Origin of the sequence: Halanaerobium praevalens DSM 2228 (assembly GCF_000165465.1) — a bacterium.
Lineage (GTDB): Bacteria > Bacillota > Halanaerobiia > Halanaerobiales > Halanaerobiaceae > Halanaerobium > Halanaerobium praevalens.
Genome location: NC_017455.1, coordinates 1152683 through 1179580 on the forward strand (window position 1 = coordinate 1152683; position 26898 = coordinate 1179580).

At 28.0% G+C, this 26898-nt stretch carries 24 protein-coding genes and 1 pseudogene; 6 read left to right on the forward strand and 19 right to left on the reverse strand.

Annotation, left to right across the window (positions count from 1 at the left end):
• Positions 1-78: 78 nt before the first annotated feature.
• The 3 genes and pseudogenes from HPRAE_RS11355 to HPRAE_RS05415 all read right to left on the reverse strand — a co-directional run bounded on the left by HPRAE_RS11355 (position 79) and on the right by HPRAE_RS05415 (position 2875).
• Positions 79-812 (reverse strand): annotated as a pseudogene (locus HPRAE_RS11355) (EAL domain-containing protein).
• Positions 776-2059 carry a sensor domain-containing diguanylate cyclase gene (locus HPRAE_RS10900; RefSeq protein ID WP_050755995.1) on the reverse strand — a complete coding sequence of 428 codons (1284 nt, stop codon included), beginning with the start codon at positions 2057-2059 and terminating at the stop codon, positions 776-778. The pseudogene HPRAE_RS11355 and the gene HPRAE_RS10900 overlap by 37 nt, the downstream one beginning before the upstream one ends.
• A gap of 63 nt (positions 2060-2122) precedes the next feature.
• A complete protein-coding gene (locus HPRAE_RS05415; protein WP_014553229.1) occupies positions 2123-2875 on the reverse strand; it encodes a substrate-binding periplasmic protein in 753 nt (250 codons plus the stop codon).
• A gap of 262 nt (positions 2876-3137) precedes the next feature.
• On the opposite strand from HPRAE_RS05415, the gene HPRAE_RS05420 reads away from it, so the two are divergent.
• Positions 3138-4058, forward strand: a complete 921-nt coding sequence (locus HPRAE_RS05420) for a P1 family peptidase (RefSeq protein WP_014553230.1) — start codon at positions 3138-3140, stop codon at positions 4056-4058.
• A gap of 95 nt (positions 4059-4153) precedes the next feature.
• On the opposite strand, the gene HPRAE_RS05425 is transcribed toward HPRAE_RS05420, so the two are convergent.
• From HPRAE_RS05425 to HPRAE_RS05450, 6 genes are all read right to left on the reverse strand, one after another.
• Positions 4154-4408 (reverse strand): hypothetical protein, encoded by a 255-nt coding sequence (locus HPRAE_RS05425; protein ID WP_014553231.1) that lies wholly within the window; start codon positions 4406-4408, stop codon positions 4154-4156.
• 346 nt (positions 4409-4754) lie between these two features.
• Positions 4755-5141, reverse strand: coding sequence for a VOC family protein (locus HPRAE_RS05430; protein WP_014553232.1), 387 nt, complete (start codon positions 5139-5141; stop codon positions 4755-4757).
• Position 5142: 1 nt separating this feature from the next.
• Positions 5143-5892 (reverse strand): MBL fold metallo-hydrolase, encoded by a 750-nt coding sequence (locus tag HPRAE_RS05435; protein WP_014553233.1) that lies wholly within the window; start codon positions 5890-5892, stop codon positions 5143-5145.
• 56 nt (positions 5893-5948) lie between these two features.
• Entirely contained in the window at positions 5949-6380 is a 432-nt protein-coding gene (locus HPRAE_RS05440; protein ID WP_014553234.1) for an N-acetyltransferase, read from the reverse strand.
• A 34-nt stretch (positions 6381-6414) separates the two neighbouring features.
• Positions 6415-6855: an NUDIX domain-containing protein gene (locus tag HPRAE_RS05445; protein WP_014553235.1), complete on the reverse strand. Its 441-nt coding sequence runs from the start codon at positions 6853-6855 to the stop codon at positions 6415-6417.
• Positions 6856-7052: 197 nt separating this feature from the next.
• Positions 7053-8054: a Fic family protein gene (locus HPRAE_RS05450; RefSeq protein ID WP_014553236.1), complete on the reverse strand. Its 1002-nt coding sequence runs from the start codon at positions 8052-8054 to the stop codon at positions 7053-7055.
• 93 nt (positions 8055-8147) lie between these two features.
• Between HPRAE_RS05450 and HPRAE_RS05460 the strand changes: the two genes are divergently transcribed.
• Positions 8148-9319 (forward strand): IS3 family transposase gene (locus HPRAE_RS05460; protein ID WP_148220544.1). Its coding sequence is split into 2 segments (ribosomal slippage): positions 8148-8406 and positions 8406-9319, totalling 1173 coding nucleotides; the frame shifts between segments, so codons are not numbered across the junction.
• Positions 9320-9682: 363 nt separating this feature from the next.
• On the opposite strand, the gene HPRAE_RS05465 is transcribed toward HPRAE_RS05460, so the two are convergent.
• The 5 genes from HPRAE_RS05465 to HPRAE_RS05485 all read right to left on the reverse strand — a co-directional run bounded on the left by HPRAE_RS05465 (position 9683) and on the right by HPRAE_RS05485 (position 15661).
• On the reverse strand, positions 9683-11167 hold the full coding sequence (locus tag HPRAE_RS05465) for a P-loop ATPase, Sll1717 family (RefSeq protein ID WP_014553239.1): 1485 nt from the start codon (positions 11165-11167) through the stop codon (positions 9683-9685).
• Positions 11168-11325: 158 nt separating this feature from the next.
• Complete coding sequence (locus HPRAE_RS05470) at positions 11326-13437, reverse strand: RNA-directed DNA polymerase (RefSeq protein ID WP_014553240.1); 2112 nt, start codon at positions 13435-13437, stop codon at positions 11326-11328.
• 175 nt (positions 13438-13612) lie between these two features.
• Positions 13613-14320, reverse strand: coding sequence for a hypothetical protein (locus HPRAE_RS05475; protein WP_014553241.1), 708 nt, complete (start codon positions 14318-14320; stop codon positions 13613-13615).
• A 718-nt stretch (positions 14321-15038) separates the two neighbouring features.
• Entirely contained in the window at positions 15039-15341 is a 303-nt protein-coding gene (locus tag HPRAE_RS05480) for a type II toxin-antitoxin system RelE family toxin (protein WP_014553242.1), read from the reverse strand.
• A gap of 20 nt (positions 15342-15361) precedes the next feature.
• A complete protein-coding gene (locus HPRAE_RS05485; RefSeq protein WP_014553243.1) occupies positions 15362-15661 on the reverse strand; it encodes a type II toxin-antitoxin system Phd/YefM family antitoxin in 300 nt (99 codons plus the stop codon).
• 2315 nt (positions 15662-17976) lie between these two features.
• On the opposite strand from HPRAE_RS05485, the gene HPRAE_RS05490 reads away from it, so the two are divergent.
• Both HPRAE_RS05490 and HPRAE_RS05495 read left to right on the forward strand, forming a co-directional pair.
• On the forward strand, positions 17977-18312 hold the full coding sequence (locus tag HPRAE_RS05490; RefSeq protein WP_014553244.1) for a type II toxin-antitoxin system RelE/ParE family toxin: 336 nt from the start codon (positions 17977-17979) through the stop codon (positions 18310-18312).
• 10 nt (positions 18313-18322) lie between these two features.
• Positions 18323-18601, forward strand: a complete 279-nt coding sequence (locus HPRAE_RS05495; protein ID WP_014553245.1) for a helix-turn-helix transcriptional regulator — start codon at positions 18323-18325, stop codon at positions 18599-18601.
• Between the two features lie 833 nt (positions 18602-19434).
• Here HPRAE_RS05495 and HPRAE_RS05500 read toward each other — a convergent pair.
• Both HPRAE_RS05500 and HPRAE_RS05505 read right to left on the reverse strand, forming a co-directional pair.
• Complete coding sequence (locus tag HPRAE_RS05500; RefSeq protein ID WP_014553246.1) at positions 19435-19809, reverse strand: hypothetical protein; 375 nt, start codon at positions 19807-19809, stop codon at positions 19435-19437.
• A gap of 210 nt (positions 19810-20019) precedes the next feature.
• Complete coding sequence (locus HPRAE_RS05505; protein ID WP_014553247.1) at positions 20020-20199, reverse strand: HEPN domain-containing protein; 180 nt, start codon at positions 20197-20199, stop codon at positions 20020-20022.
• Positions 20200-20624: 425 nt separating this feature from the next.
• On the opposite strand from HPRAE_RS05505, the gene HPRAE_RS05510 reads away from it, so the two are divergent.
• Both HPRAE_RS05510 and HPRAE_RS05515 read left to right on the forward strand, forming a co-directional pair.
• Positions 20625-20876: a hypothetical protein gene (locus HPRAE_RS05510; RefSeq protein WP_014553248.1), complete on the forward strand. Its 252-nt coding sequence runs from the start codon at positions 20625-20627 to the stop codon at positions 20874-20876.
• Complete coding sequence (locus HPRAE_RS05515; protein ID WP_014553249.1) at positions 20873-21277, forward strand: type II toxin-antitoxin system VapC family toxin; 405 nt, start codon at positions 20873-20875, stop codon at positions 21275-21277. Before HPRAE_RS05510 ends, HPRAE_RS05515 begins: the two co-directional genes overlap by 4 nt.
• A gap of 155 nt (positions 21278-21432) precedes the next feature.
• On the opposite strand, the gene HPRAE_RS05520 is transcribed toward HPRAE_RS05515, so the two are convergent.
• From HPRAE_RS05520 to HPRAE_RS05530, 3 genes are all read right to left on the reverse strand, one after another.
• Positions 21433-22176 carry a class I SAM-dependent methyltransferase gene (locus HPRAE_RS05520; RefSeq protein ID WP_014553250.1) on the reverse strand — a complete coding sequence of 248 codons (744 nt, stop codon included), beginning with the start codon at positions 22174-22176 and terminating at the stop codon, positions 21433-21435.
• Positions 22177-22893: 717 nt separating this feature from the next.
• Positions 22894-24471: a tetratricopeptide repeat protein gene (locus HPRAE_RS05525; RefSeq protein ID WP_014553251.1), complete on the reverse strand. Its 1578-nt coding sequence runs from the start codon at positions 24469-24471 to the stop codon at positions 22894-22896.
• Positions 24472-24649: 178 nt separating this feature from the next.
• Entirely contained in the window at positions 24650-25738 is a 1089-nt protein-coding gene (locus HPRAE_RS05530) for a Fic family protein (protein WP_014553252.1), read from the reverse strand.
• Positions 25739-26898: the final 1160 nt, after the last annotated feature.

Here is a 26898-nt window from a genome sequence, read left to right on the forward strand (position 1 = left end):
TTCGAATAAACTGTGCATAAAAAAAGAATGCCATTAGAAATTGTACTAATTAGCATTCTTTAGTTGATAATTTTAAATTTAAATATAGTTCTTTGTTAAAATAGCTTTAATTTGATCTTTAGCTAGTGGTTTACTAAAATAATAGCCCTGAATATAATCACAATTATGTGCTTTTAATTGCAAATACTGTTCTTTAGTTTCAACACCTTCAGCAACTATAGGTAGATCTAGGCTGTGGAGCAGATTAATTAAATTAATCAAAGTGTCTATCTTATCTGCCTCCATAAAATTATCTGCTAAAAATTTATCTAATTTAACCTTATCTGTTTTTAAATAACTAAGGTAGCTAAAAGAAGAATAACCAGTACCAAAGTCATCTAAAGCAATTTGAACTCCTATATTTTTTAATTGGTTAATAAAAGTAATAGCCTTATTATCTTCAATTAAGATGCTTTCTGTAATTTCAATTTCTAAATAATGAGCAGCTATTTTATATTTTTTAAATTCTTTTTTAAAAAGTCAAGATAGCCGTGATCTCGAATCTGTTTTGCAGAAAAATTAATTGAAATTGTAATCTCTGCTTGATATTGATTTTTAATTAAAGCTAACTGTTTAATAGCAGCTTTAGTCACCCAGCGTCCAATTTCAATAATCAAACCACTTTCTTCAGCAACTGGAATAAATTCTCCTGGAGAAAAACTATTGTCTTTTAATCTCAGTAAGGCTTCTAGAAAATCTGCCTGACCTGTTTTTAAATTGATTTGTGGTTGATATTTTAAACTAAAACCATTATTTTTAGGGCATTTTGTAATTTGTTTTTTATTTTTTTGCGACGTTTAAGCTGATCAATCATTTTTTGGTTATAGTAAAGATAATTATTTTTCTTTATTTTTTTAGCTTCATACATTGCTATATCAGCTTTAGTAATTAATTGATCTGTAGTTTTAGCATCTTCGGGATAAAGGGCAATACCTAAAGCAAATTTGATAAAAATTTGATCATCTTTGATGGCAAAAGGCTGATTAAATACTGCTTTTAATTTAGTAACTTCTTTTTCTATTTGATTAATATTTAAGTTTTTAATTAAAATTAAAAACTCATCTCCACCATAACGGGCTACTGCAATATTTTCTGAACTAAAAGCAGCTAATCTTTGGGCAACTTCTGTTAAAAGTCGATCACCATAAATATGACCATAATTATCATTTATTTCTTTAAAATCATTAATATCTAATAAGGATAGTGCACCTTTAGCATCTGATTTTAATTCTTTTTCTAAAATATTAATAAAGCGTCTGCGGTTTGGTATTTCTGTTAGTGGGTCATGAAAAGCCTGATAACTTAATTCTTCATTTAAGGCTGTTATTTCTTCATTATATGCTTCTAGCTGTTGGTAAGAAGCATTTATTTCTTCTATCATATAGTTAAAATTCATAGCTAAAAGACCAATTTCATCATTACTATATTCTTTAATTTTGTTATCAAAATTAGTTTTATTGATATTTTTGATCACTTTAATTAAATTATTTAATGGTTTAAAGGCTTTTTTACTAACCAATGTAATAACAATTATTAAAGCTAGTGTTAAGATTAAGGAAAGCATTATTAAACGATTCCTTAATACAGCTACCCTTATTTTATAAAAATAATCTGTATAAGTAATTTCAACTTCTCCTAAAAATTTATCATTAGAATAATAAATTTTTTGGCTAGCTTTAAGTAGTTTACCTTTTTTAATGGCTGGTGATCTTAATTCAACTAATTTTTCACCTTTTCCATCTTTGATAATAATTTGAACAAGTTCTTCTTCTTGAAAAAAATATTCTGCATTTTCTTTAAGATCTTTAAACTCAAAATCCCACAAATAATTACTGCTTGTATTAGCAAGTAATTCTAAGTTTCTTTTAAAATTTTCTTGGTAAATATCAGCTTCATCTGCTGCAAAATCATTAACTAAATATATTGTAAATAAAGTCATTAAAATCAGGATTATTGCTACTAAATACATACTGAATTTAAAACTAAGTTTATTAAAAAAAGGTAATTCAGCTTCTCTCATTTTAAATTTAACCCCTTTTAAGCCCCATTTTTAGTCAGTTATCTGGATTATAGTTTTAGCTAATTAGTTTTGATATTTGTTAAATATTTCAGCAATTTGCCCATTTGCTTTAAGCTCATCAAAAGCTGCTTGAAAAGATTCAATGATATAATCAGGAGTATTTTTATGAAAAGCAAAATTCATTGATTTTTCGCCAAAAGAATAAACATTTTCAAACCAATCAGTATTTAGTTCTAAATCATGACTAGTTTGAACCATGGTTTTATTAGAAGTTGCAACTAGATCTATCCTATTCTTATAAAGTTTTTTAGTGTTTAAAATGTTTGAACTAACTCTATCTAAGTTGTTTTTTTCTAAATTTGTATTTGTTAATAAAATACTTTCTAAGACATCATAGCGTAAAGTTCCAATTTGATATTGATTTAAATCAGCAACAGAATTAATTTCTATATTTCTTTTTTTAGCTGCCCAAAGATTAAATTCAATTTTAAAAATTGGACCAACCCATTTAAATAGATCTTCTCTTGCTTTAGTCCGAGCTGTAGTATAAAGAATTGTATTTGCTTTAGTTTGGGCTTGGTTATAGGCTCTGGCCCAAGGATAGATTTCAATATCTGATCTATTTTGCTTAGAGCCTATTTTGTCTAAAATTAAAACTAATATATCAGTCGAAATCCCCTTTATTTGAGAATCTTCACTAAAATTATAAGGTCTCCATTCTTCTGTCATAATAGTGAATTCAGGAATTTGATTAGCATAAATTGGAGTTGAAATTAAAAGAATTAAACAGCTAATAATTATCACTTTAGTTTTCATCTTTTATCTCTCCTTCTTTAAAATGAATTTTAATTTAAATAAATTTATCATATATATATTTAATTATAGCATAGTTAAACTATAGATGTCGAAAATTTGAGATAATTTTATTAAAAATTTGAATATTATGGTTTAACATTAATTTATTTAGCAAAATAATTAAAGCTTGTTTTTAATAGCTAACTAGAAATTTTAGTGAAAATAAGATAAAATTATTATAGTAGATTAATAATTTAATGACTTTAATTTGGGGAGGCAAAAAATGAATAATGATTTGACAGCTATTAGAGGTTTAAAAATAGGTCATGCTGAAAATCAAAAAAATGCTACTGGTTGTACAGCTGTGCTAACAGAAACTGGGTTTACTATTGGAGCTGATATTAGAGGTGGAGCTCCCGGTAGTAGAGAAATAGCTTTAACTGATAGTAGAGCAGCAGTAGATAAAGCTCATGCTGTTTTTTTAAGTGGAGGAAGTGCTTATGGACTTGATGCCACTGGTGGAGTAATGAAATATTTGAGTGAACAAAATATTGGTTTTAATACAAGTGGAGGAGTTGTTCCCATTGTTCCAGCAGCAGTTATTTATGATTTAGAATATAAAAGTAACAAATATCCTGATGCCAAAATGGCATACCAAGCTTGCCTTAATGCTTCTAGGCAAAAACAAAAAAATAAAAGTATTGGGGTTGCAGCTGGAGCTACTTGTGGAAAAATTATGGGAATGCAAAATGCTACAAAAACAGTTTTAGGTCATGCAGCCCAAAAAACTAATGATTTAATAGTTGCTGCTTTAGCAGTTGTTAATCCCTTTGGAGATCTTAAAGATCCAGATTCTGGTCAAATAATTGCTGGAGCTAAAAATAAAGCTGGCCAATTTATTGATACAGAAAAAACTATTATTAATAATTCAGATATAGATTTAAATTTTTCTAGACAAAATACTACTTTAATTGTTTTAGCTACAAATGCTATTTTAAATAAAGCTAAAGCTAATAGAGTGTCTATGATGGCACATAGTGGTTTAAGTCGCTGTATTTATCCTGTACATACTCTTTTAGATGGAGATAGCATTTTTACTTTGGCTGCTAATGAAGTCAAAGCTGATATTAATCAAATTGGAGTTTTAGCTGCTAAAGTTGTTGAAAAAGCAATTTTAAGTTCAGCTTTAATGAATTTTAAATAAAAAAATTTTACTATTAATAATATAAAAAAAGGCCTATTCCATAATTAAAATGGAATAGGCCTTTTAAGTTTTTTAAAAAGTATTAAATATTAGGACTAGAATAAAAAATTAAATGACATTTCTAAGCGATGCAAAAGATTTTCTTTATTATCAGAATTATTTTTATTAACAACAGTTAAATTCTTATAATAGTTTGCATAATGGTCATTACCTGTTGTTTTAAAATAATTTTCTCTAAAAGCTTGAGCATTACTGGCTTGAGCGTAATGAAAAACACCATTTGCACCTTTAGCGTTATGAAAAAAATCACCTTTTGAACCTTTTGTAGCATAATAATCTTGATTAAACATTATAATTCCTCCTTATAAAATTATAGTTAATTTATAACTTCTTATTAGTAACAAGAATTATTACTGATAATGTCTATTATAAAGTAATTTTAATTGAATTTCAACCTTTTTTAGAGATTTTATATAATTTAATTATAGTTTGAAAATTATATTTTTAGAGATAATTAATTTAGGGTTTAGCTTATAGTCTTATAATTAATAATATCTACTAAAAAGTCTTTTTTTATTAGTTTAAAATCTTTATAAAAAGCCTTATTCTTCAACTTAATAGACTAACTTATCAACCTAATTGATATCTTACTCCTTAGTTAGGTCAATGTCAAATGATATTTTAAATTTATTAAAATTATTTAAGATCTGAAAAAATTTCATGTATATTCCCATCAGGATCTGCAAACAATGCTGTTCTCTGATCCCAGGGCATGTTTTGAGGTTCATGAACAGGCACCCCACCTTTTGCAACTATCTCATTATATGATTTATCAACGTCTTCTGGGCTTTTAGCTGGAAAAGCTAATTCAAAAGATTGACCATTTTTTGTTTTTTTATAATCTTCACTATAATTATACATAACCTTTCTAAGACAAAGAGCAAATCTAACACCTTCATTTTTAAATTCAACATATTCACCCAAATCATTTTCAATTTCAAATCCTAAAATTTTATTATAAAATTCTTTCATTGGGATTAAATTATTTGTCCAGATTGTAATCAAATTAATTCTTGCTTCCACTCTAATGCCTCCTTTTTATATCATTCATATCTTTATTTAACAATTTTTTTAATGAATCTGAAATATTTGATTCTACTAAACCTCCATGATAGCAAATCAGCTTTTTAATTTCCATTTTTTTTATTTTTCTTATACTATTAATGCACTCATCAATATCTAATGTGAATTCTGGATTAGCTATACTGAGTTGATTATTTTCATAAGCTAAGGCATCTCCAACTAATAAAACTGATTCTTCTTCTAGAAATAGTGACAAATGACCTGGAGTATGTCCTGGAGTAGAAATAACTCTTATTCCGCTTGCTATATAATCATTTTCTTTGACAGTTATATCTACATTGACTGTATTAATAGTTTCTAGATACTTAACAAAGGACTCTCCCACCTCGCGTTCTTCTTCAGCTAATGTTTGATTATATTTTTCTGCTTGCACTAATCTTAAGGATTTTTCACTACCATCAATAAATGATTTTTCAATTTTGGATGATATAACTTCTATAAAAGGATTTTTCATTTTTAATGATTTCAAAGATCCTATATGATCATGGTCATGATGTGAAATGAATACTTTTGTCAGATCATTTATACTAAATTCTAATCTATTTAATTCTGATTCAATTTGATTTAATTGATTAGGATATCCAGCGTCAAATAAAATTAATTCTTTTCCCTCTTTAATTAATACTGGATGTACTTTAATTATATCATTTTTAATTTTAAATTCTAATGTTAATATATTATATCGTTTCATGATTTGCCTCCGATTTATTATTTTATTTTTAGTATGTGATGTGTGTCAATGAACTATTATTCTTTATTCCAAATCATTAGATATTCTTCTTCTTTTAAATTTTTATCTATTAATTTTTCTTTAATTTTAAATCCGTTTTTTGAATAAAAATTATAAGCCCTGTTATTTTTTTTGAACACTTTTAATTTTATATAATTTCTATCTTTTTTTACATAATCTAATAACTTTTTTCCAAAACCTTGGCTTTGAAATTTGTCAGCAATAAAAATTGCAGCTAAATAGTTCTCAATCATTGAAATAAATCCATATATTTCGTTATTACCCTCTAAAATATATGTTTCCGAATTTGGGATATATTTTTCTTTCATATCTACTTTTGCTGTTTTCCAATATTCTTTATCAATAAAATTATGTGCTTCTAATGACACTTCATACCATAAATTGACTAATTTATAAATATCATCTTTATTGTTTTTTCTTATTTTCAATTTGATCTTCCTTTTTTATGAAAACTATTAATTTCTAATAACTATAGAAAATTTCTGTTTTATATTCTGATTCTTCTTTATTTTTCAATTCTATTAATAATGATTTAACAAATCCGCCTAAGTCATAATTATCTATATCTTTTAAATCTACCCATTTATATTCCTGAGCTTCTTCATTTAATATTACATTATATGAATCAGTTTTACATATGTAATCAATAAATATAAAGTGCTTTTTTTCATGAAAAGATTTATTATTTACACTTTCTTTTATGCTTATTAACTGAATATCATATATTTGTAGTCCAGTTTCTTCTAATATTTCTCTTTTTAAAGCTTCTTCCATTCCTTCACCTAATTCAATATGTCCACCAGGAATTATATATTGATTATTCCATTTGTGAGATTTACAGAGAAGTATTTTATTATCTGGATTAAAAATAATAGACCCAACAGTTGGTTCAGGATATTTCATTATTTTCTCCTTTCGTTTTCCTTAAAAGATTACTTTAATTTCAGACACATGTCACATAACGATTCTGAGATTTTGTGCTCGTGCCTGATTCCGTTAGGAACTGGCGTAAAGCTTGCTTTTCCATATCCGTGATTGTTTTAACTGCAAGCTTTATGACAAAAGATATGGTGCCAATCCCATGTTATGTGACTTACTTTTTATTTTAAGCGTTTCCATTTAGCATTTCTTCCTTTTCCTAGAACTTCTATTATATTATCTTTTTTTAATTGTCTCAAAACTCTATCAATAGTTGAATCAGATACATCAGGACAGGCATTTCTAATATCATCTTTAGAAAAAGTTCCTATAATATTCTTTACTGCCTGTTCAACCCTATAGCTTTTATTACCTTTCTTTGACTTCACCATACCTACACGATCTTCAAATTCTTTATAGGCTGCTAAAAGTGTTCCCAAAAAGTATTCTAACCAGAAAAACAAATTATGTTTTCCCTCATGCCAGCCCATGGAAGATTTATTTAATGTTTCATAATAACTTGATTTACTGTCTTCTATGATCTTTTCTAAACTTATATATCTTCCTACTTTATGATCATATTTATATAATAATAGTAATGTTAATAATCTTGATATTCTTCCATTTCCATCATTAAAAGGGTGGATACAAAGAAAATCTAAGATAAAGCTTCCAATTAAAATTAATGGTTCTATATTTTGTTCCTGTATTTCATTGTTTAAAAAATTACAGAGAGAATCCATGGCAGTGGCAGTATTTGATGCAGCAACCGGTTTAAATCTAACAAATTTTTCACCATTAGGTAGGATCTCACCAATAATATTATTCTGACTTTTCCAACTTCCACCTTTTTCAGATATATATTTATACATATCACGATGTAACTGTAAAATTATATTTGAAGTTACAGGTATTGCATCATAAGAAGTATGAATAGTATTTAAAACATCTCTATAACCTGCTATTTCTCCTTCTGATCTTTCTCTAAGATTGGTATCATCTTTCATTATTTCTTTTAGTCTTTTATCAGTAATTACAATTCCTTCAATACTGTTTGAAGCTTTTGTACTCTTTATAACAGCGACTTCTTGAAGCTTTTCTAATATTTGTGGTGACTGTTCTATATATAAATCCTGTTTTCCCTTATATTCGTTTATTTTACCAATTAATTTAACAATATTCATTGGTATATTTAACTTTTTTAATCTATCATTGACCCTCCCCCAATTTGTAGGACACTGAGTTAAGATATATAATAAACTCAGGAGGTGCCCAAAATGGGAAAAAGAAGAAGTTACACTGAAGAATTCAAAAGAGATGCTGTTGAACTTAGCATAAATTCAAATAAGACAGTACAAGAAATAGCTGATGATCTAGGAATAAATTACGGTAATTTAACCCGCTGGCGTAAAGAATATAGAGATAGTGGTGAACATGCTTTTCCTGGTAATGGAAAGCAAAAACTAACACCTGAACAACAAAAAATAAAAGAGCTTGAAGATGAACTTAGAGAAACTAAATTAGAGCGTGATATATTAAAAAAAGCAGTGGGCATCTTTTCGAAAAAACCGAAGTAATATACGGTTTTATCCGGGACCACAGAGATCAATTTCCTGTGACGAAAATGTGCCAGGTATTAGCAGTTTCCCGGTCAGGTTTCTATGATTGGCTAGATAGAGAACCCAGTCAAAGAGAAATTGAAAATAAGAAACTGAAACTAGAAATAGCTAAAATATACTGGCAGCATAGCGGCCGCTATGGAAGTCCAAGAATACATCGTCAGCTGGTAAAAGAAGGCCATAACTGTAATATAAAAAGAGTTGTGAGACTTATGCAAGTAATGGGTCTTAAGGCAATTCAGAAAAAGAAATTTAAAAAGACAACAGATTCAAATCACAATTTACCGCTAAAAGAAAATTTGCTTAATAGAAATTTTGATGTATCTAAGCCAAACAAAGTTTGGGCTTCAGATATTACATATATACCGACAGCTGAAGGCTGGCTCTACCTGGCTGTAGTAATAGATCTTTATTCACGAAAAGTGGTTGGCTGGTCAATTAATAAAAGAATGACCAGGCAGCTTGTAATAAATGCTTTGGAAATGGGAATTAAAAATAGAAATCATAAAAAAGGTTTGATCTTTCATTCTGATAGAGGCAGCCAGTATGCAAGTCATGATTTTCAGAAAGAGCTATGGAAAAATGGAATAAGATCTTCAATGAGCCGCAAAGGAGACTGCTGGGATAATGCAGTAGCAGAAAGTTTCTTCTCCACAATAAAAACAGAATTAATTTATCAAAAAGATTACAAAACTAGACAACAAGCAAGACAGGATATTTTCGAATATATAGCTGTTTATTACAACAGAATCAGAATGCATTCAACTTTAAATTATAAAAGTCCAGAAGACTACGAAAACGAGAGAAAACTATCTAAACTATGTGTCTAATTTAATGGGGGAACCTCAAACAGTGACTAATTTACTTTTGGCTATATGTAAATAATTTTGTAAATTATAATCCTTCAAATTCATTGTTAAAGCCACTGGAGCCTGCAATTATTATTTACTTCATTTGCAGAAGTTAATATATCTCAGTTAGCGGTGCCCCAACCCTTCTTTTATCTTTTCCCTTTTTTGCTGATGTTTAATCATTATTGCGTATAACGTTACTGGGATTTGCGTTCGTGACTGGTTCCGCAGGAACTGGCGTAAAGCTTGCTTTTTCATATCCGTAATTGGTTAACTTGCAAGCTTTATGACAGAAGGCATGACGACAATCCCATGTTAGCCGAAGTTAAAAATAAAATAATATTAATCTAACTTTAAAACTTTATTTAACCCCATATGTAATGTGAAATCTTTAGAGAAATCAATTTCTGCCCTTTTATCAATATAAGAATAGCAATATTTATATTTATCTTTTCCTTTTACATACCAACTATTTCCAATTGCTCCGAATTTAAAAAATGTTTTTAATATTAAATCCAAATTTAAAGAAGCGTATCTTTCTTTGTTTTTTTGATAATATTGCTTAATTTCTTCATAACTAAAATGTTTTTTATGGAATTGTCTTAACAATGAAAACCCTTCTTCAATTTCCCTATCTTTTAAGTGTCCTTTTAACTCATTTCTTAACTCATCTAGAAAGTATTCTGAGTATTTAATTTCTAAATCAATTATATAGTCATTTCTAAAATGATGACCATTTGGATACTTCTCTTTTATAAATTTTAAATAAGTAATTATATCTCGTGGTCTAAAAAAGCTTCTTTGTAATAAAAATATTTCAGGAGATAATCCATTATTATATCCCACTTGAATTTTTTCTTTAAAAAACATATCATATATATCATTATGCGCAACTTTTGCTAATTCAGGGATAGAATTTTTTATTCTATTTGTAATCATTTTCATAAGTGGTTCATACTTTCTTATTCTAGAACTTGTTCCCCATTCTATTTCAATAGAATTATCTTGTTTTATTTTATTTAAATTTGAATCATTTAATATAGAAAATATGTCACTACGCAAAAGAATTATAACTTTTATTTTAAGCTTATTTTTACTAAAGTTCATATTTAACTTATCTACTATTTTTATAGCACTAATTATAATATTTTTATAATTCTTATCATTTTTAAATTTGTCATCTAGTTCATCTAAAATTAATGTATATTCCATATTACTTTTTTTTAATAAGTAAAATATCACTTCTTTTAAATCATTTATATAATTTAAATATGAACCTTTATTGGACTCATCTGAAATTGATGCTGAACCAGTTAAGCTATTAAAAATTCCTCCTTTAAAACTAGCTTTTTTAGTGGTTTTTACTATATCATTTGTGTTTAATTTTAAATTTTTAAAATTACTTTTAATAAATCTCTTCAATTTTGATAATTTAATTTGAAATTTAAAATCAAATCTTATTGGTTCTTTTTCAATTATCATAAGAGCAATTTCAATTAAAATTAACCACTCCCAAATTGCAATAAATTCATTGGGACTAGTTTCTTCAGATTTAAAATATATAAATTCTTTTAACTTAAGTTCTTTGAAATCGCTAATTTTTACATAATTATTTTCTTTGAATTCAGCTTTTTTTTGTATATACTCAGCTAAAAACGACTTTCCCGTCCCTTTTCTTCCTAATAAAAGGAATTTTTCTTTTTTAAGTATTGATTCATAAATATTATTATAATTATAATAATATTTATGGAAATTAGAAATATATTCAGCTTCTTTTTTTCCATCATTATATCCTATAGTTATATCTTCTAATTTGTATTTTGACATTTTATACCTCCAAATTTTTAATTTCGGCTAACGTTCCTGGGATTTAAGAAGTTCATGAGGCTTAGGGCGACTGCCCTTGCCGAATGAATTTGGATGGAGCGATAGCGGAATCTTCAATCCCATGTTATGCGCAGTTTCATTTTATTAGTTAAAAAAAATTATTCTTTTGAAAAAACTAATTCATTACTCAAGTCTGAAACATACTTAAAGCTATTTATTATTTCTTTTAGAGATTTTATTTCTAACCGTTCTAATCTTTTTAAAGTTCTATAATTAATTTTTAAAGATTCATTATTAATAGAGCCATCATCTTTAAAAGGATGCGCTACTTTATTTCTTAATTCATGAATTTCAGAAAAGTTTTTATAACTAATAGGAAATTTATTCACAAAAAAATTCATATTTAAAATATTACCATACTTTTTTGGTTGCTTTACTTCTTCTCCACATATTTCTAAAGTTTTTTTAACAATTAAATGATTAAAAAGATCAATTTTAATTAACCAAATAATCGGTTCTACTTCCTTATATTTTTCTGATTCTTTTAAATCATACTTTAGACGATTTAATTCATCTTCTGAAAAATAAGACAATCTAAAATATTCTTCTCCATTCTTGATATCATATTTCTTTAAAAAATCAAGTATATAACTAACTGGAAAACCAGTTTTGTCTTCTGCTATATTTTTTATAAATGTATTATTTGAAACTTTAATATCTATTGATACTTCACTATTAAAACAACTATTAATACATTCATCATAATATAATCTCAAACCGTTTAATGCAATAAGATTATTTTCTGATTTAATCATTTTAGTTAATTTTGAATTCTTAATACTAGTTTGATTAATATTATTATATTGTAATGAAATTCGTTTTCTTTCTACAATTAAGTTTTTATTTTGATTTAAATTATTTAACCAATCAGGTTCATTATGATATATCCAATCTAATAAGAAATAACTTATGTACCAATCTTCACTATTATAATAATACTTATCAATTATTTTATAATCAAATTTAATTATTTCATAGAAAAACTCAAAAAATACAGCAATGATATATTTATAGATTATTTTTTTCTTATATATTAAATTATTAACCCATTCAATTACTTTTTTATCATTAATAAAATATTTAGATAAATAAAAACATACAGCTTCAATATAAGGGTATAAGTCTTTATATTTGTCTATTAATAAATTTTTTAATTCCTCATTCCCCTTTACTTTAAACAGTCCAAACTTGATAAGAGTTTTATCATAATTTCCTGATTTTAAATTTTTTATTAATCGTTTTGTATACTTTCGATTATTACTTGGACTTAATTCTCCTTTTTCTTTATACTCAGATGCTACTCTTGAAAAATCTTTATTGGTTTTTATGTAAAGATGTATATTATCTACTTTTTTTACTTTAGTTTTGTTAGCTTGAGGAATAAATCCTAATTCTCTAGCTAACAAATCCAAATAGACAATATTTTTTTGAGCAAGATATTTGTCTTTAGTAAAAATCCTTATATCATCAACATATCGCATATATCTAATATTTCTATTTTCTAAAACTAATTTTCTCATTTTTTTATCTATATTATGTAAACAAATTTCTGCAATAAAACCAGAACCTAATGGACCTTGGGGAATTCCATGTTTAAATCCTTGATTTTGAGTTTGATTTTTATTCCATGATAATAATTGAGAAGATAATATATCAATAATTTTCTTATCAATATTCTTTTCTTTTAAAAGATTTTTAACCAAATAATGATCAACTGTATCGTAAAAAGAGGCTAGATCAAACTCAGTAATATATTCATAACCATCATTATAATGTTGTTTGGTTAAATTCTCATACTTTTTCCATTGTTGTTTCCAATGTTTATAGAAAAAAATTTTATTTTCATTATTAGTCTTGTTATAAATATTACCAAAAACAAAATGATTATAATAACTATGAAAACTTTTATAAAATTTTTCCGCTAGTAAATTAACTATAGCTTGATAAACTAATAAATCAATAAAATTCAATACTGAAATTGGTCTAACAAGTCCAGTTGATTTAGGAAAGTATATTTTATAAGATTTATTAGGCTTATATAAGTCTTCTTTTAATAAATGAATCAAAGTATTAATATTTTTTTCAAGATCAAGTCCAAAATTATATAAATCATTCCAATAAAGATTTTTATAATAATCTCTAGATGTCGTTTGTAGTCTTTTAAAAGCAATATATATATTTTCATATGAAATTAAATCATCAAAACTCAATATTAACCCTCCAATAAAAAATAAAATGAAATTGCGTATAACGTTACTGGGATTTGCGCTTGTGCCTGATTCCGTCAGGAACTGGCATAAAGCTTGCTTTTTCATATCCGTGATTGGTTATTAGCCTGCAAGCTTTATGACAGAAGGCATGGCGCCAATCCCATGTTATATGAAGTCAGTCTTTTTGAGAAACATTTGCTTGTATATATATAGCTTTGTTATATCCAACCTCTTCTATATATTCAATTAATTCACTAGGCTTGTTAAAAAAAGGAGCTATTTTATGATCACCTATAAAACATTTGAAAAAATTTTTATAAAAATCTCCAAAATTGAAGTAATAATGATCAGAAGATTTTATTGAATTTTTATTTGACAATTTAACTCCTAAAGAAGGAACAACAATAATTCCTTTTTTTGTATATAAAAAGAAAAAAGAATCTGAAGTAATATTTAACATATTATTTGTTTGCCTTAAAATATCTTGATTATAACAATAAATATACTGACTTTTATTAGATTTTCTTTTTTTAATATCAGCAATTTTTCCCTGAGCTAAATAAGCTTTAGATATTTTTTGACCATTATAATTTATCTCTAATATTCCAATTAAATCTGCTCCAGTTAAGTTTTCTTCTCTCTTTTTATATGATTTAACTCTAAATTTAACTCCATTTATCTTTTTTCCATTTAAAGATTTTTCTATTTCATCAATTAAATGAAGTGTAATTTCTGAAGATAATTGATGATTAAATTCTTCCTCTTTACCTTTAATATTCCCGTTAATATCTTTATTGAGATTAATTATTTTTTCAACAGTATTATCACACACTTTCCCTAAAATATCATCTATTTCTTTCATGATCTTATTATATTTAAACATGTTTTTCCTCCTTTAGACTGATTTCATATAACGTATCGAGCATTTGCGACGTGGCTGTCCTGTTCTTTAGGTTGGCGCATCTCTTGCCTTCCCTCAACATTTTCAGCTTAAACAGCTGCAAGAGATATGACAAAAGCCATGTCCTGAAGGGCGACGGTTTTTTTACAGTTAAGCTACAAGCTCAGTCAGCGCCAATGCTCTGTTATGTGCTGTAATAACTTGCTAAGTAAAAATTTATACTTAACTTCAACTTATTTACTTCTGATATTAATTCTTAACCAGCTAAAAAAGTTCGTTAACTCTTTACTATATTACATCTTCACGAAGTGCGTGAAGATCTAACAGTGACTAATTTATTTTTTGATATATGCAAAAAATTTTGTAAATTAAAATCCCCCAAGTTTATTGTTAAAACTTTATAAAAAATATTGATTATTATTTCCTTAATGGAGAAAGTTAATTCCTTCTAGTTAGCGATTCACCAACCCTTCTTTTATCTTTTTTGCCGATATTCAGTTATTATGGCACATAACGTTCCTGGGATTTGCGCTCGTGCCTGGTTCCGCAGGAACTGGCGTAAAGCTTGCTTTTTCGTATCCGTAATTGGTTAGCCTGCAAGCTTTATGACAGAGGGCATGACGCTAATCCCATGTTATACGATGGAGCTGGTTTGCTCTTTTGATAAAATTTAGAAATTTTTATAAATAAAAAAAGGGGTTTATCTCCCCTTTTCAAGTATTCTTTTATATGCACTTATATAAACAACTTGATCTTCTCTTTTACCAACAGACCAAACCATGACTTCATCCTCGTTCAATATTTGATAAACAACTCTATATTTTTTCCGATAAAAGTAGATTTTTAAACAACCTGATAGATCGATTCCACTTTTATTTCCAAGTGGTTTTCCTAATTCAGGTGATCTTTTAATTTTATTAAGTGTGCTTTTAAGTCTTGGTTTAACACTTCCATCTAAATTTTCAATATCATTTTTAACTTCAGGATGAAATTTAAGCTTCATCAACCTAAGCCCCCTAAAATCTATTCTTTATCTAATAAATCCATTATTTCTTTTTCGCTTACTGTATCTTTAAGATCAAAGTTTTCTTTTCTTTTGGCTATAATCTCTTCAATGTGGGCATCTTCTAATTGATCTTCCAGAAATTCTATTTTTTCTAGTAACATTTCATATTCCTCAATATCCATCATAATACCTTCAATATCATTATTTCTGGTAATAAATAGCGGGGACTCTTTTGTTTTATCTAACATTTTACTAAAATTACGAACAATTTCAGAAGATGAGACCATATGATCTCTATCAATTCTTAAAGTAACCATTATCTGCACCTCCATAAATTAAAATATTTCATAAATGATTATCTTAATTAAATTATACATTAAATTTTATGTAAAATCAATTGTAATATTTTTAGTTTTAATTTATAAAGGTATTTTGATTAAAATTATTGTTTATTGAATAAGGATTTTTAAACCAGCTCTTTCGTATAACGTTACTGGGATTTGCGCTCGTGCCTGGTTCCGCCAGGAACTGGCGTAAAGCTTGCCGTAATATTTCTTGCTATTTAATATTGCAAGCTTTATGTCAGAAGGCATGACGCCAATTCCATGTTATACGACTGTTAAACGACAGCTATTTTAATTTTTTCTCTTTTATTATTTGGTTCTCTTAATAAATATATTCAATAACTCTTAAACATACTCATTAGTGATTTAAATGAGTATGTTTAATTGAATTAATTATTATTTTACTACAAATTATTAGATCTTCACGAAGTTAAGTTCATAATATTTTTATTTTCTTTAAGAATTGCAATTAATATTCCCGAAAGTTGCAAATTAAAATTCCCTATTATTGCATAATAAAAATCTATTAATTTAGTTTTACTTGCAGAAATCGATTTATTATTAATATACTTCATGTAAAAGAAAAAAATTCCTGCATAGTAACAGGTTTAATTATTATTTCTCTTTTTTGATTTTCTAAAGCATATCTCGTCAATCCATCTCGATACTTCTACGACTAAAGATACTGAGGCAGCCTAATGTCAGGAATGTGACTGTTAGGCGGATAAATCTTTTATTATCTCTTTTCTGTTTTTAATTCATTTATTATTAGTTGCTGCTACTTATCATTGATACTTTGAATTTGCTATATTCATGAAACTTATTTCATTAATATTTACAGCAGAAAATTTTAAAATGCTAAATAATTTTTTACACTTTTCGCTCATTAAGACTTTACACTTGAAATTTTTCTAATGCGATTTAACATTGAATTATTTTGATCTTAACCAAAAAATTTAAAATTAATGGATTAATTATTATTAATGATCTTGAATTATTCGAAAGGGTTTTACAAATCCATCTCGTTCTTTCCAAGCTGAAAACATACTTACTTAGTTTAATGTCGTATAACGTCCTGAGCATTTGCGACGTGGCTGTCCTGGTCTTTAGGTTGGCGCATCTCTTGCTGATCATCAGCATTTTCAGTTCAAAAAATTGCAAGAGATGTGACAAAAGCCATGTCCCGAAGGGCACGGATATTTCACAGCCACATATCATACCCAGTTAGCGCTAATGCTCTGTTATGTGCTGTAATAACTTGCCTCGTTAAAATTTGTACTCAACTTCAACTTACTGAATTCTGATATTAATTCTTCATGAAGTTCGTGAAGATCTAACAGTGACTAATTTACTTTTTGCTATATGTAAAAACCTTTGTAAATAGTAATTTCCCAAATTTATTGTTAACATCTACTAAAAAATATTACTTAATATTTCCTTAATGGAGAAAGTTAATGAATTATAGTTAGCGATGCCCAAACCTTATCTCTTATCTTTTTAGCCGATTTTTAGTTATTATTGCACATAACGTTACTGGGATTTTGCGCTCGTGCCTGTTTCCGCCAGGAACTGGCGTAAAGCTTGCGTTTTCATATCCGTTATTGGTTAACCTGCAAGCTTTATGACAGAAGGCATGGCGCCAATCCCATGTTATGTGCTGTACTAACTTAGCTGCGCTAAAAAAGTTTAATTTTTCTTCAACCGGCTAATCACTGATATTACCTCTTAACCAGCAAGTACTTCGTAAATTATGTACTATATTAAGTCTTCACGAAGTGCGTGAAGATCAAACAGTGACTAATTTACCTTCTGATATATGTAGATATCTTTGTGGATTATAATCCTTCAAGTTCATTGTTAAAGCCACTGGAGACCTGCAGTTATTATTTACTTCATTTGCAGGAGTTAATATATCTCAGTTAGCGGTGCCCCAACCTTTCTCTTATCTTTTTCCCTTATTTGCCGATATTTAAGTTAGTATTGCACATAACGTCCCTGGGATTTGCGCTCGTGACTGGTTCCGTAGGAACTGGCGTAAAGCTTGCGTTTTCATACCCGTAATTGGTTAAATTGCAAGCTTTATGACAGAAGTCATGACGCCAATCCCATGTTATATGATGCCGTAGCTTTATCTATTAATTTATCAATTATTAACTTACTTCATGCAAAAGAAAAAAATCCCTGCATTTATACAGTAAATGTTTTTATATAAACTTAATTTTAAATTTTTACTTCCTTTTATCACATATATGTGATATAATAAATTTAGAAATTGGAGTGAATAGATTATGTATAAAATTAAGTATTATGCAAAAAATAATAAATCTCCAGTAATTGAATTTATTAAAAAACAGTCAGCTAAAGAAAAAGCTAAAATTCTAAGAGAAATAGAACTTCTAGAAGAATTTGGTCTATTCCTTGGTATGCCCCATCTTAAAAAGTTAAAAGGATATGATGATCTCTGGGAATTACGAATAAAGCATAGTTCTAATATATTTAGGGTTTTCTTTTTAAATTATCAGGATGGTATCTTCGTTCTTTTGCATATCTTTAAGAAGAAATCTAATAAAACTCCACAGAGAGAAATAGATATTGCGCTTAACAGACTTAATTCTATCAAGTGAGGTGAAAAAAATGGAACTTATAGATCATAAAGAACTTAAAAATGAACTTTTTGAATCTGAAAAAATTAAGGAAGAATATGAAAAACTGAATGTTATGTATGAAATCAAAAAACAAATAATTAGGTATAGAATTGAAAATAATTTAACTCAGAAAGAATTAGCAGATAGAATAGGAACTAAACAGTCTGCTATTTCCAGACTAGAAAATGACGATTATAATCCGAGTGTTGAATTTCTTGATAAAGTTGCTCACGCATTTGGTAAAAAACTTGAAATCAGATTTAATTAACAGTGCTGAAAGTTTTGTAGCACTGTTTTTTTATTTGACAAGTTTTTAGTTATTAAAGCTTTTGCTACGGTTTCATATAACGTCCCGAGCATTTGCGACGTGGCTGTCCTCCGGTTGGCACATCTCTTGCTATTAATCTGCATTTTAAGTTTAAGCAGCTGCAAGAGATGTGACAAAAGCCATGTCCCGAAGGGCGACGGCCGTTTTACTGCCAAATTTATAACTAAGTCAGCGCCAATGCTCTGTTATGTGCTGTAATAATTTACTGCGTTAAAAGTTACTCACTACTTCAACTTACTGAATGCTGATTTTAACTCTTAACCAGCAGATAAGTTCATTAACTCTTTATTATATTAAATCTTCACGAAGTGCGTGAAGATCAAACAGTGACTAATTTACTCTCTGATATATGTAAATATCTTTGTAAATTATAATCATCCAAGTTAATTGTTAAAACCACTGAAAACTAGCAATTATTATTTTCTTCATTTGCAGGAGTTAATCCATATCAGTTAGCGATGAACCAACCCTATCACTTCTCTCTTTTTTGCTGATGTTCAATTATTATTGCACATAACGTTACCGGGATTTGCGCTCGTGCCTGATTCCGTTAGGAACTGGCGTAAAGCTTGCTTTTTCGTATCCGTAATTAGTTAAATTGCAAGCTTTATGACAGAAGGCATGATGCCAATCCCATGTTATCGGAAGTTCCACCTCTTCCTTGACTTTAAATATTATCTATTGGTTTTTTTTCTTAGTTGAATTCTATTACTAACTGTATTTAAATTTTAAAGTTTATTATTATAAAACCATTATATGAGACTTTTATTATACTAATATATTTTACTATTAAAAAAAGGTGCATTATTAAAATCATCTTTATAGGGCAACTTTCCCTTATCAATTAAGTTTTCATAAATTGAAATGCAATTTTTTAACAAATCATAAATATCATTATAATTTTTTATAATAGAATGTTTTTCATTATAAATTTTCAATGGAGACTTTCCTTCATCAGGAAAAACATATCTAGAATAAATAGCATGAGAAGAAGATATAACTATAGAAAGTGAACCTAGGTAAAACCAAATTAACATAAATTCTCCTATTTCTTTTTTTGCTTCTTCACTAATTGCACTATTAGCATTTTTAATTTTTTCAACTAAATTGTTATTTATTTTATTAATTAAGTTAATGTAATTAGACATTTTGTCATCTGATATTGTTAAAAATTTTCTCTGATTTTTTTGAGCTTTATCTAAGCTATTATCAAATTCATCTAAAATTTTTATAAATTGAGAAATTTGATCACTATTTAAATCTATCTGTTCAATAAACCATGGTTTTTCTACTTCCGATCTAAAATATTGAATTTGATTTTCAAATAAATCTTTAAATATATTAAAAGGTTTGTGGTTTTATGGTTTTAGGTCTTTTTCTGTTATAATCTTGATAGAAAGACTAAAAGATTTGATTGTTTTCTCTAAACTTTGATGATAATTAAAAGCAGCTTGCGGATAACATTGGTTTTCAAAAAGTAATTTGGAAGCCTCTAAATCTTTTATTCCAATTTTTAGTAATTCTTTGTAAACCTCCATATTAAAATTCCTTTCTTTGATATTCTCAACATAATATATTGGATAGATCTTTATTACATTTAAATTTATGCTACATTAATATATTTGATTTTATTTAAGCAGATTTTGTGGAATTTCCGATAACGTTACTGGGATTTGCGCTCGTGCCTGTTTCCGTTAGGAACTGGCGTAAAGCTTGCCTCAATATTTCTTGCTATAATTATTGCAAGCTTTATGACAGAAGGCATGATGCCAATCCCATGTTATACGACTGTTGGGCTCTTCTTTTATTAATTAAGAGCATTAATAATATAATTCTTTTAATAGAAAAAAATACCTGCATAAATATCAAAAACATTATACATGCATATTGCATGCATTAAAATTAAGTGATATAATATAAATAGAATAAAAAATTAATTATTAGATGAAAGGAGTTTTTGATTATGCCATCTTTACAAGTTAGAGATTTACCAGAACATCTTTATCAAGAAATTGTCCAATTGGCTGAAGCTGATAGAAGGAGTATTACCCAAGAAACAATAGTATTATTGGAAAAAGCTTTAAATATAGAAAAAGAAAACAAAAAACGTCGTCAACAACTTCTAAAAAAAATACAAGAAGAAACCCGTAAAGAACAGAAAGAGGAAGAAATATTAGATCCTGTAAAATTAGTTAGAGAGGATCGTGAAAGATGAGAATTACAATTGATGTAAGTGCAGCTGTTGAAGTAGTAATGGGTGGTAAGCGTCAAGAAGAAATTGTAAATATATTAAATGATGCAGACTGGGTAATTGCTCCTTCTCTTTTTATTTATGAAGCTAGTAATACTTTGTGGAAATATCATGAATACCAAGATTATAGCAAAGAAGATATTATGAAAAAAATTGAATATCTTTATAAAATGGTAGACCAATTTATTGATGCAAAAGATATTTTTGAAGAAGCTTTGCCACTTTCATGCAAGATAAGTCATCCTGCTTATGACGCTATGTATTTAGTTACAAGCAGGCGTAAAAATGCTACTTTAGTAACTCTAGATAAAAGATTAGTTAGAGCAGCTAAAAGTATTGATGTTCCAGTAGCATTAATTACTTAGCCCAATGTCGTATAACGTCCCTGGGATTTGCGCTCGTGCCTGGTTCCAAAGGAACTGGCGTAAAGCTTGCTTTTCCATATCCGTGATTGGTTAATCTGCAAGCTTTATGACAGAAGGCATGACGCCAATCCCATGTTATACGCTGTAGCACAGCTTTACTTTTGTACTATCCAGAATCGGCACTCAGTTGAAAACTCTTTAACTTCTTTATTTTCTTTAAATAGATCTTCTCTATAAAAATCTTCTATTAGCTTCCAGCCTGTTTCTTCTAAACATTTTATTATCTCTTCTCGGTTTGGAAAATGTATAAATAAATCTCTATCATCATTATCCGATGGTAGGATCTTATCTCCATATTCATAAGTTCTTTTATCCTGTTTGCCTTCTTTCCAGATTTTTTCTTCTTTTTCCCAGAACTCTTTAAAGTTCTCGTTATTTTCACGATCATGAGTTGTAAAAATAAAAATACCATTTTCGGTCAAAACTCTTTTTATTTCTTTAAATGCTTTAATTCTATTTTTTCTCTCTGGTATCTGCATCAATCCATTAAATGAGAACAGTGCTTGATCAAAAGAATTATCTTCAAAGTTTAAGTCAGTTGCATCTCCAACTATAAATTCAATTTCAGTCTTTTTTTCTTTATTTATTGTTTTAGCTGCAGATATCATTTCCGGAGTTAAATCTAAACCTATAATATTTTTATAGCCCATTTCATAAAGGTTAAATGTTGTTCTTCCTGCTCCACAACCGACATCTAATATTGATTTATTCTTATCAAAATACTTATTGATTACATATTTCTCTGATTCCCATAACCCGATATTTTCAATCGCATTACTATAGTTTTCTGTAGCTTTTTTAAATGATTTTTTTACAAAGTTTTTTGTTATTTTTTGCATATTATCCCCCAGATTCAGTTAATGTTTATGTAAAAAAGATCTTTTTGTGCTATTGCGTATAACGTCCCGAGCATTTGCGACGTGGCTGTCCTGTTCTTTAGGTTGGCGCATCTCTTGCTCATCATCATTTTCAGCTTAAACAGCTGCAAGAGATGTGACAAAAGCCATGTCCCGAAGGGCGACGGCCGTTTTACTGCCAAATTTATAACTAAGTCAGCGCCAATGCTCTGTTATGTGCTGTAATAATTTGCTGCGTTAAAAGTTACTCACTACTTCAACTTACTGAATGCTGATTTTAACTCTTAACCAGCAAAAAAGTTCATAAATTCTGTACTATATTAAATCTTCACGAAGTGCGTGAAGATCGAACAGTGACTAATTTACTCTCTGATATTTGTAAATATCTTTGTGAATTATAATCATCCAAGTTAATTGTTAAAACCACTGAAAACTAACAATTATTATTTTCTTCATTTGCAGGAGTTAATCCATATCAGTTAGCGATGAACCAACCCTATCACTTCTCTCTTTTTTGCTGATGTTCAATTATTATTGCACATAACGTTACTGGGATTTGCGCTTGTGCCTGGTTCCGTTAGGAACTGGCGTAAAGCTTGCTTTTTCGTATCAGTGATTGGTTAGCCTGCAAGCTTTATGACAGAAGGCATGGCGCCAATCCCATGTTATATGACGTACTTATCTATAAAAATCAAAAGATTATTGTCTAGTTAATTTTTTAATAAAAAATTTATCAACATTATCTAGATTTATTATCATTATAAATAAAGTTTTTTCATTTTCTGATATATATAAATATCCTTTCTGGTTATCTTTTTTAAACTTCTCTGCACTACTAGAAAAATCAAATTTTTTAGTATACTTTTCTAAAGATGCTGCTCTATTAAACATTTCTCCATTAAACTTACATTCTTTACTACCCTGATACCAAAAACCTTGTATTATTTTTCCGGATTGCTTAATCTTTAATTCTTTTTCATTTTCAAATTTCCATAAACCGTCAATGATTATATTTTTATCAATAAGATTGAAATACGCTTTAGAATAATTTCTTAAAAACCTTTGTTTTATACCAGCATTTTTTATAATTTTTTCTTTTCTTTTTTCTTCATTATTTTCTAAATTTCTTAATCTATTAAGCTGATAACCTACATTTTCATGAGTATTATCTTCTAGCATCGCTTTATTAAGAACATCAGAAGCTTCTTTATAAAATCCAGAATTTATATAATCTTGAGCTAAATTTGCTGATGATAAAGTATTATTACATTTTTTTATAGATTTTTTATAGGCATCAATTTTCATTCCAGCTAAGTTTAATTTTCCATAAATTACACCAATATTGTTTAAAGCATAATTATACTCAAAATCAGAACTTACTAAATTATCATAATGTAATAATGATAAATCATTAAATTCGCTTAAATTACTATATCCATACGCCATATTAAATATTTTTGATTTTTCTGATTTGAATTCCAATGCTTTTTCTAAAGCAAACACTCTTAACTCTTTTTCATCAGCTTTTTTATAAAGCGAAGCAAGTGACTTATAATATATAAATAAAATATTTTCATCTGTTTCATTAGTTATTAATGACATGATCTTTTTATAAGCTTTTTTATTATTTAATTCAAAAACACACTCTGAACTAAAAATCATATCTTTTGCTTTTTGCAATAGATCAGTCGATTTTTCTGCTGCTTTTTCAAAATAATCTTTTGCTTTATTTAATCTATTATTTTTTTTATAACAGAAACCAATAATTCTCAATATATATTCTTCAACCTTAGGGTATTCATTATTTTTTTCCAACTTTTTTAATTTTTCTAAAGCTTCTAAATCGCCTAAAAAGTAACTGAAATAAAGATAAATTGCAGTGTCTTCTGTTTTTTCTAAACTTTCTGGTTTCTCTTCACTCATTTTTTTATATAAGTCATCTAATGACTCTTTATCTTTATCCAAGAATGCTATCTGTAATTTATCTTTCCAATTCTTATCTTCTTCTTCATATTCTAAATTAATATCCATTTCTTCAGTTTCCATTAAACTAGAATCATCTTCTTGTGAAATATCTACTTCTTCACTAGTATTATTTTGTGAATCATTTTTGCTTTTTTTAACTTCTACTTCAGCATCTCTCATTTTAATTTTAAAATCTTTTCCTGTTAAAATCATTTTTAGTTCTTTTCTAAATATAATGATAAGTATAAATACACAGATTATTAGAACTATTAACCATGATTCACCTATTGAAGTTATTAAGTCTTTAGACATATACATTTCCTCCCTATAAATTAAGTATGTCATATAACGTTACTGGGATTTGCGCTCGTGCCTGATTCCGTTAGGAACTGGCGGAAAGCTTGCTTTAATATTTCTTGCTGCATAATATTGCAAGCTTTATGACAGAAGGCATGACGCCAATCCCATGTTATGTGACGTATCATGGTTTTTATCTTAATAAATCGAGTAAATTATAGTAATAATATTTTCTATTTCTCATTTTATTATCTGAAAATATTACTTTCTCATCTTCAAGAGTGGAAAGATATCTTCTACATGTAGAATCATGTATTCCTGTTAAGGAACTTATTGTTTTCACATTAAATATTGGCTTTTGAAACATTGCTTTAATTAGGTCTACTACATTAGTACTATTTATTAAATTCATTGCATTTTCTAAATCTCTTTCATATAAATTATCAATTTCTTCAATTAGTTCAATATTTTTGAGTACTTGTTTATTTACGCTTTGCAGGAAGAATTTAATCCATTCATTCCAACCATTACCCTCTTTTCTTGTTCCATTCAGCAATCTATAGTATTTATGTTTATCTTTTTCTAATACTTCACTGATAAATAAATTGGGAGAATTTATGAGATTTACATCATATAAATACAGCGGGATTAATATACGACCAATTCTACCATTACCATCTAAAAATGGATGAATGGTTTCAAATTGAGCATGTATTATTGCTATCCTGACTAAAGATTGTAAATTATCATTTGGATTATTAATATAATTTTCTAGGTTAGACATATAGGAATCGACTAATTGTGGCTGAGGTGGCACAAAAGTAGCTGTTTCTAAAGTACATCCTTCTGGGCCTATGAAATTTTGAATAGAACGATATTCTCCAGGAGCTCTATTTTGACCTCTAACACCATTACTCATTAAAATTTCATGTAATTTTTTGAATAGACGTGTTGATATAGGATATTTTTCTAAAGCACTCTCACCATAGTTTAATGCATCATAATAATTCAAAACTTCTTGAGCATCATTGTTTTTTTCATTTTTATCAATATCAAATTCTAAAACTTCATCAAAAGTTACTTGTGTACCTTCAATTTTGCTGGACTGTACAGCTTCCTGTAAACTAAAAGGAGTAATAAGAAAATATTCATTAACTTTAGATTTTTTTAACATAATCTGATATTTGCCTACATTTGTACTTGCATTAATTAGTTCATTATAAAATTCCATAGGATTAATTTGTTCTTCTATTGGTAATTCAAAGGGTTTAAAAGGTTTCATTTAAATCATCCTCTCTTTTATTTTCATTTTATACATTTTATTATAATATAATTCGTTTTATATTGCAATTATTTTCATATTTTTAATTTATGAAAATAAAAAGAGGTTATTTGGTTTTATGATATGTCACATAACGTTACTGGGATTTGCGCTCGTGCCTGGTTCTGGAAGAACTGGCGTAAAGCTTGCTTCAATATTTCTTGCTGCTATTATTGCAAGCTTTATGACAGAAGTCATGACGCCAATCCCATGTTATATGCTGTAATAACTTGCCGCGTTAAAAGTCATTCTTTACTTCAACTTACTGACTTCTGATATTAAATCTTGACCAGCAGATAAGTTCATAAATTCTGTACTATATTATATCTTCACGAAGTGCGTGAAGATCGAACAGTGACTAATTTATCTTTTGATATATGTAAATAACTTTGTAGATCAAAATAATCCAGGTTAATTGGTAAAGCCGCTGAAAACTTACAATTATTATTTCCTTCATTTGCAGGAGTTAATACATCTCAGTTAGCGATGCCCCAACCCTTCTTTTATCTTTTTCTATTATTTGCTGATGTTTAGTTATTATTGCATATAACGTCCCTGGGATTTCCGACGTGCCTGTGCCCTTAGGCCTGGCGGAAAGATTGCCTTCCAGATTTCTTACTACCTTTATTGCAAGCTTTGTGACAGAAGGCATGTCCCGAAGGGTAGGCTTGCTCTTTAGCCTAACGGCAATCCCATGTTATACGCTGTAATGATTTGCTGCGTAAAAGTTATTCCCTTCTTCAACTTACTGACTTTTGATATTAACTCTTACCCAGCAAAAAAGTTCATAAATTCTGTACTATATTACATCTTCACGAAGTGCGTGAAGATTGAACAGTGACTAATTTTCTTTCTGATATATGTAAATAATTTTGTAAATTATAATTCTCCAAGTTCATTGTTAAAGCCACTTGAAACCTGCAATTATTATTTTCTTCATTTGCAGGAGTTAGTTCATGCCAGTTAGCGATGATCCAACCCTTCTCTTATCTTTTTCTCTTATTTGCTGATGTTTAATCATTATTGCGTATAACGTCCCTGGCATCTTGCGACGTCAGTTGCTACTGCTATATAATCTTGATTGTCATACTAAATTTCATAAGTCATTGCCATATCCCAGC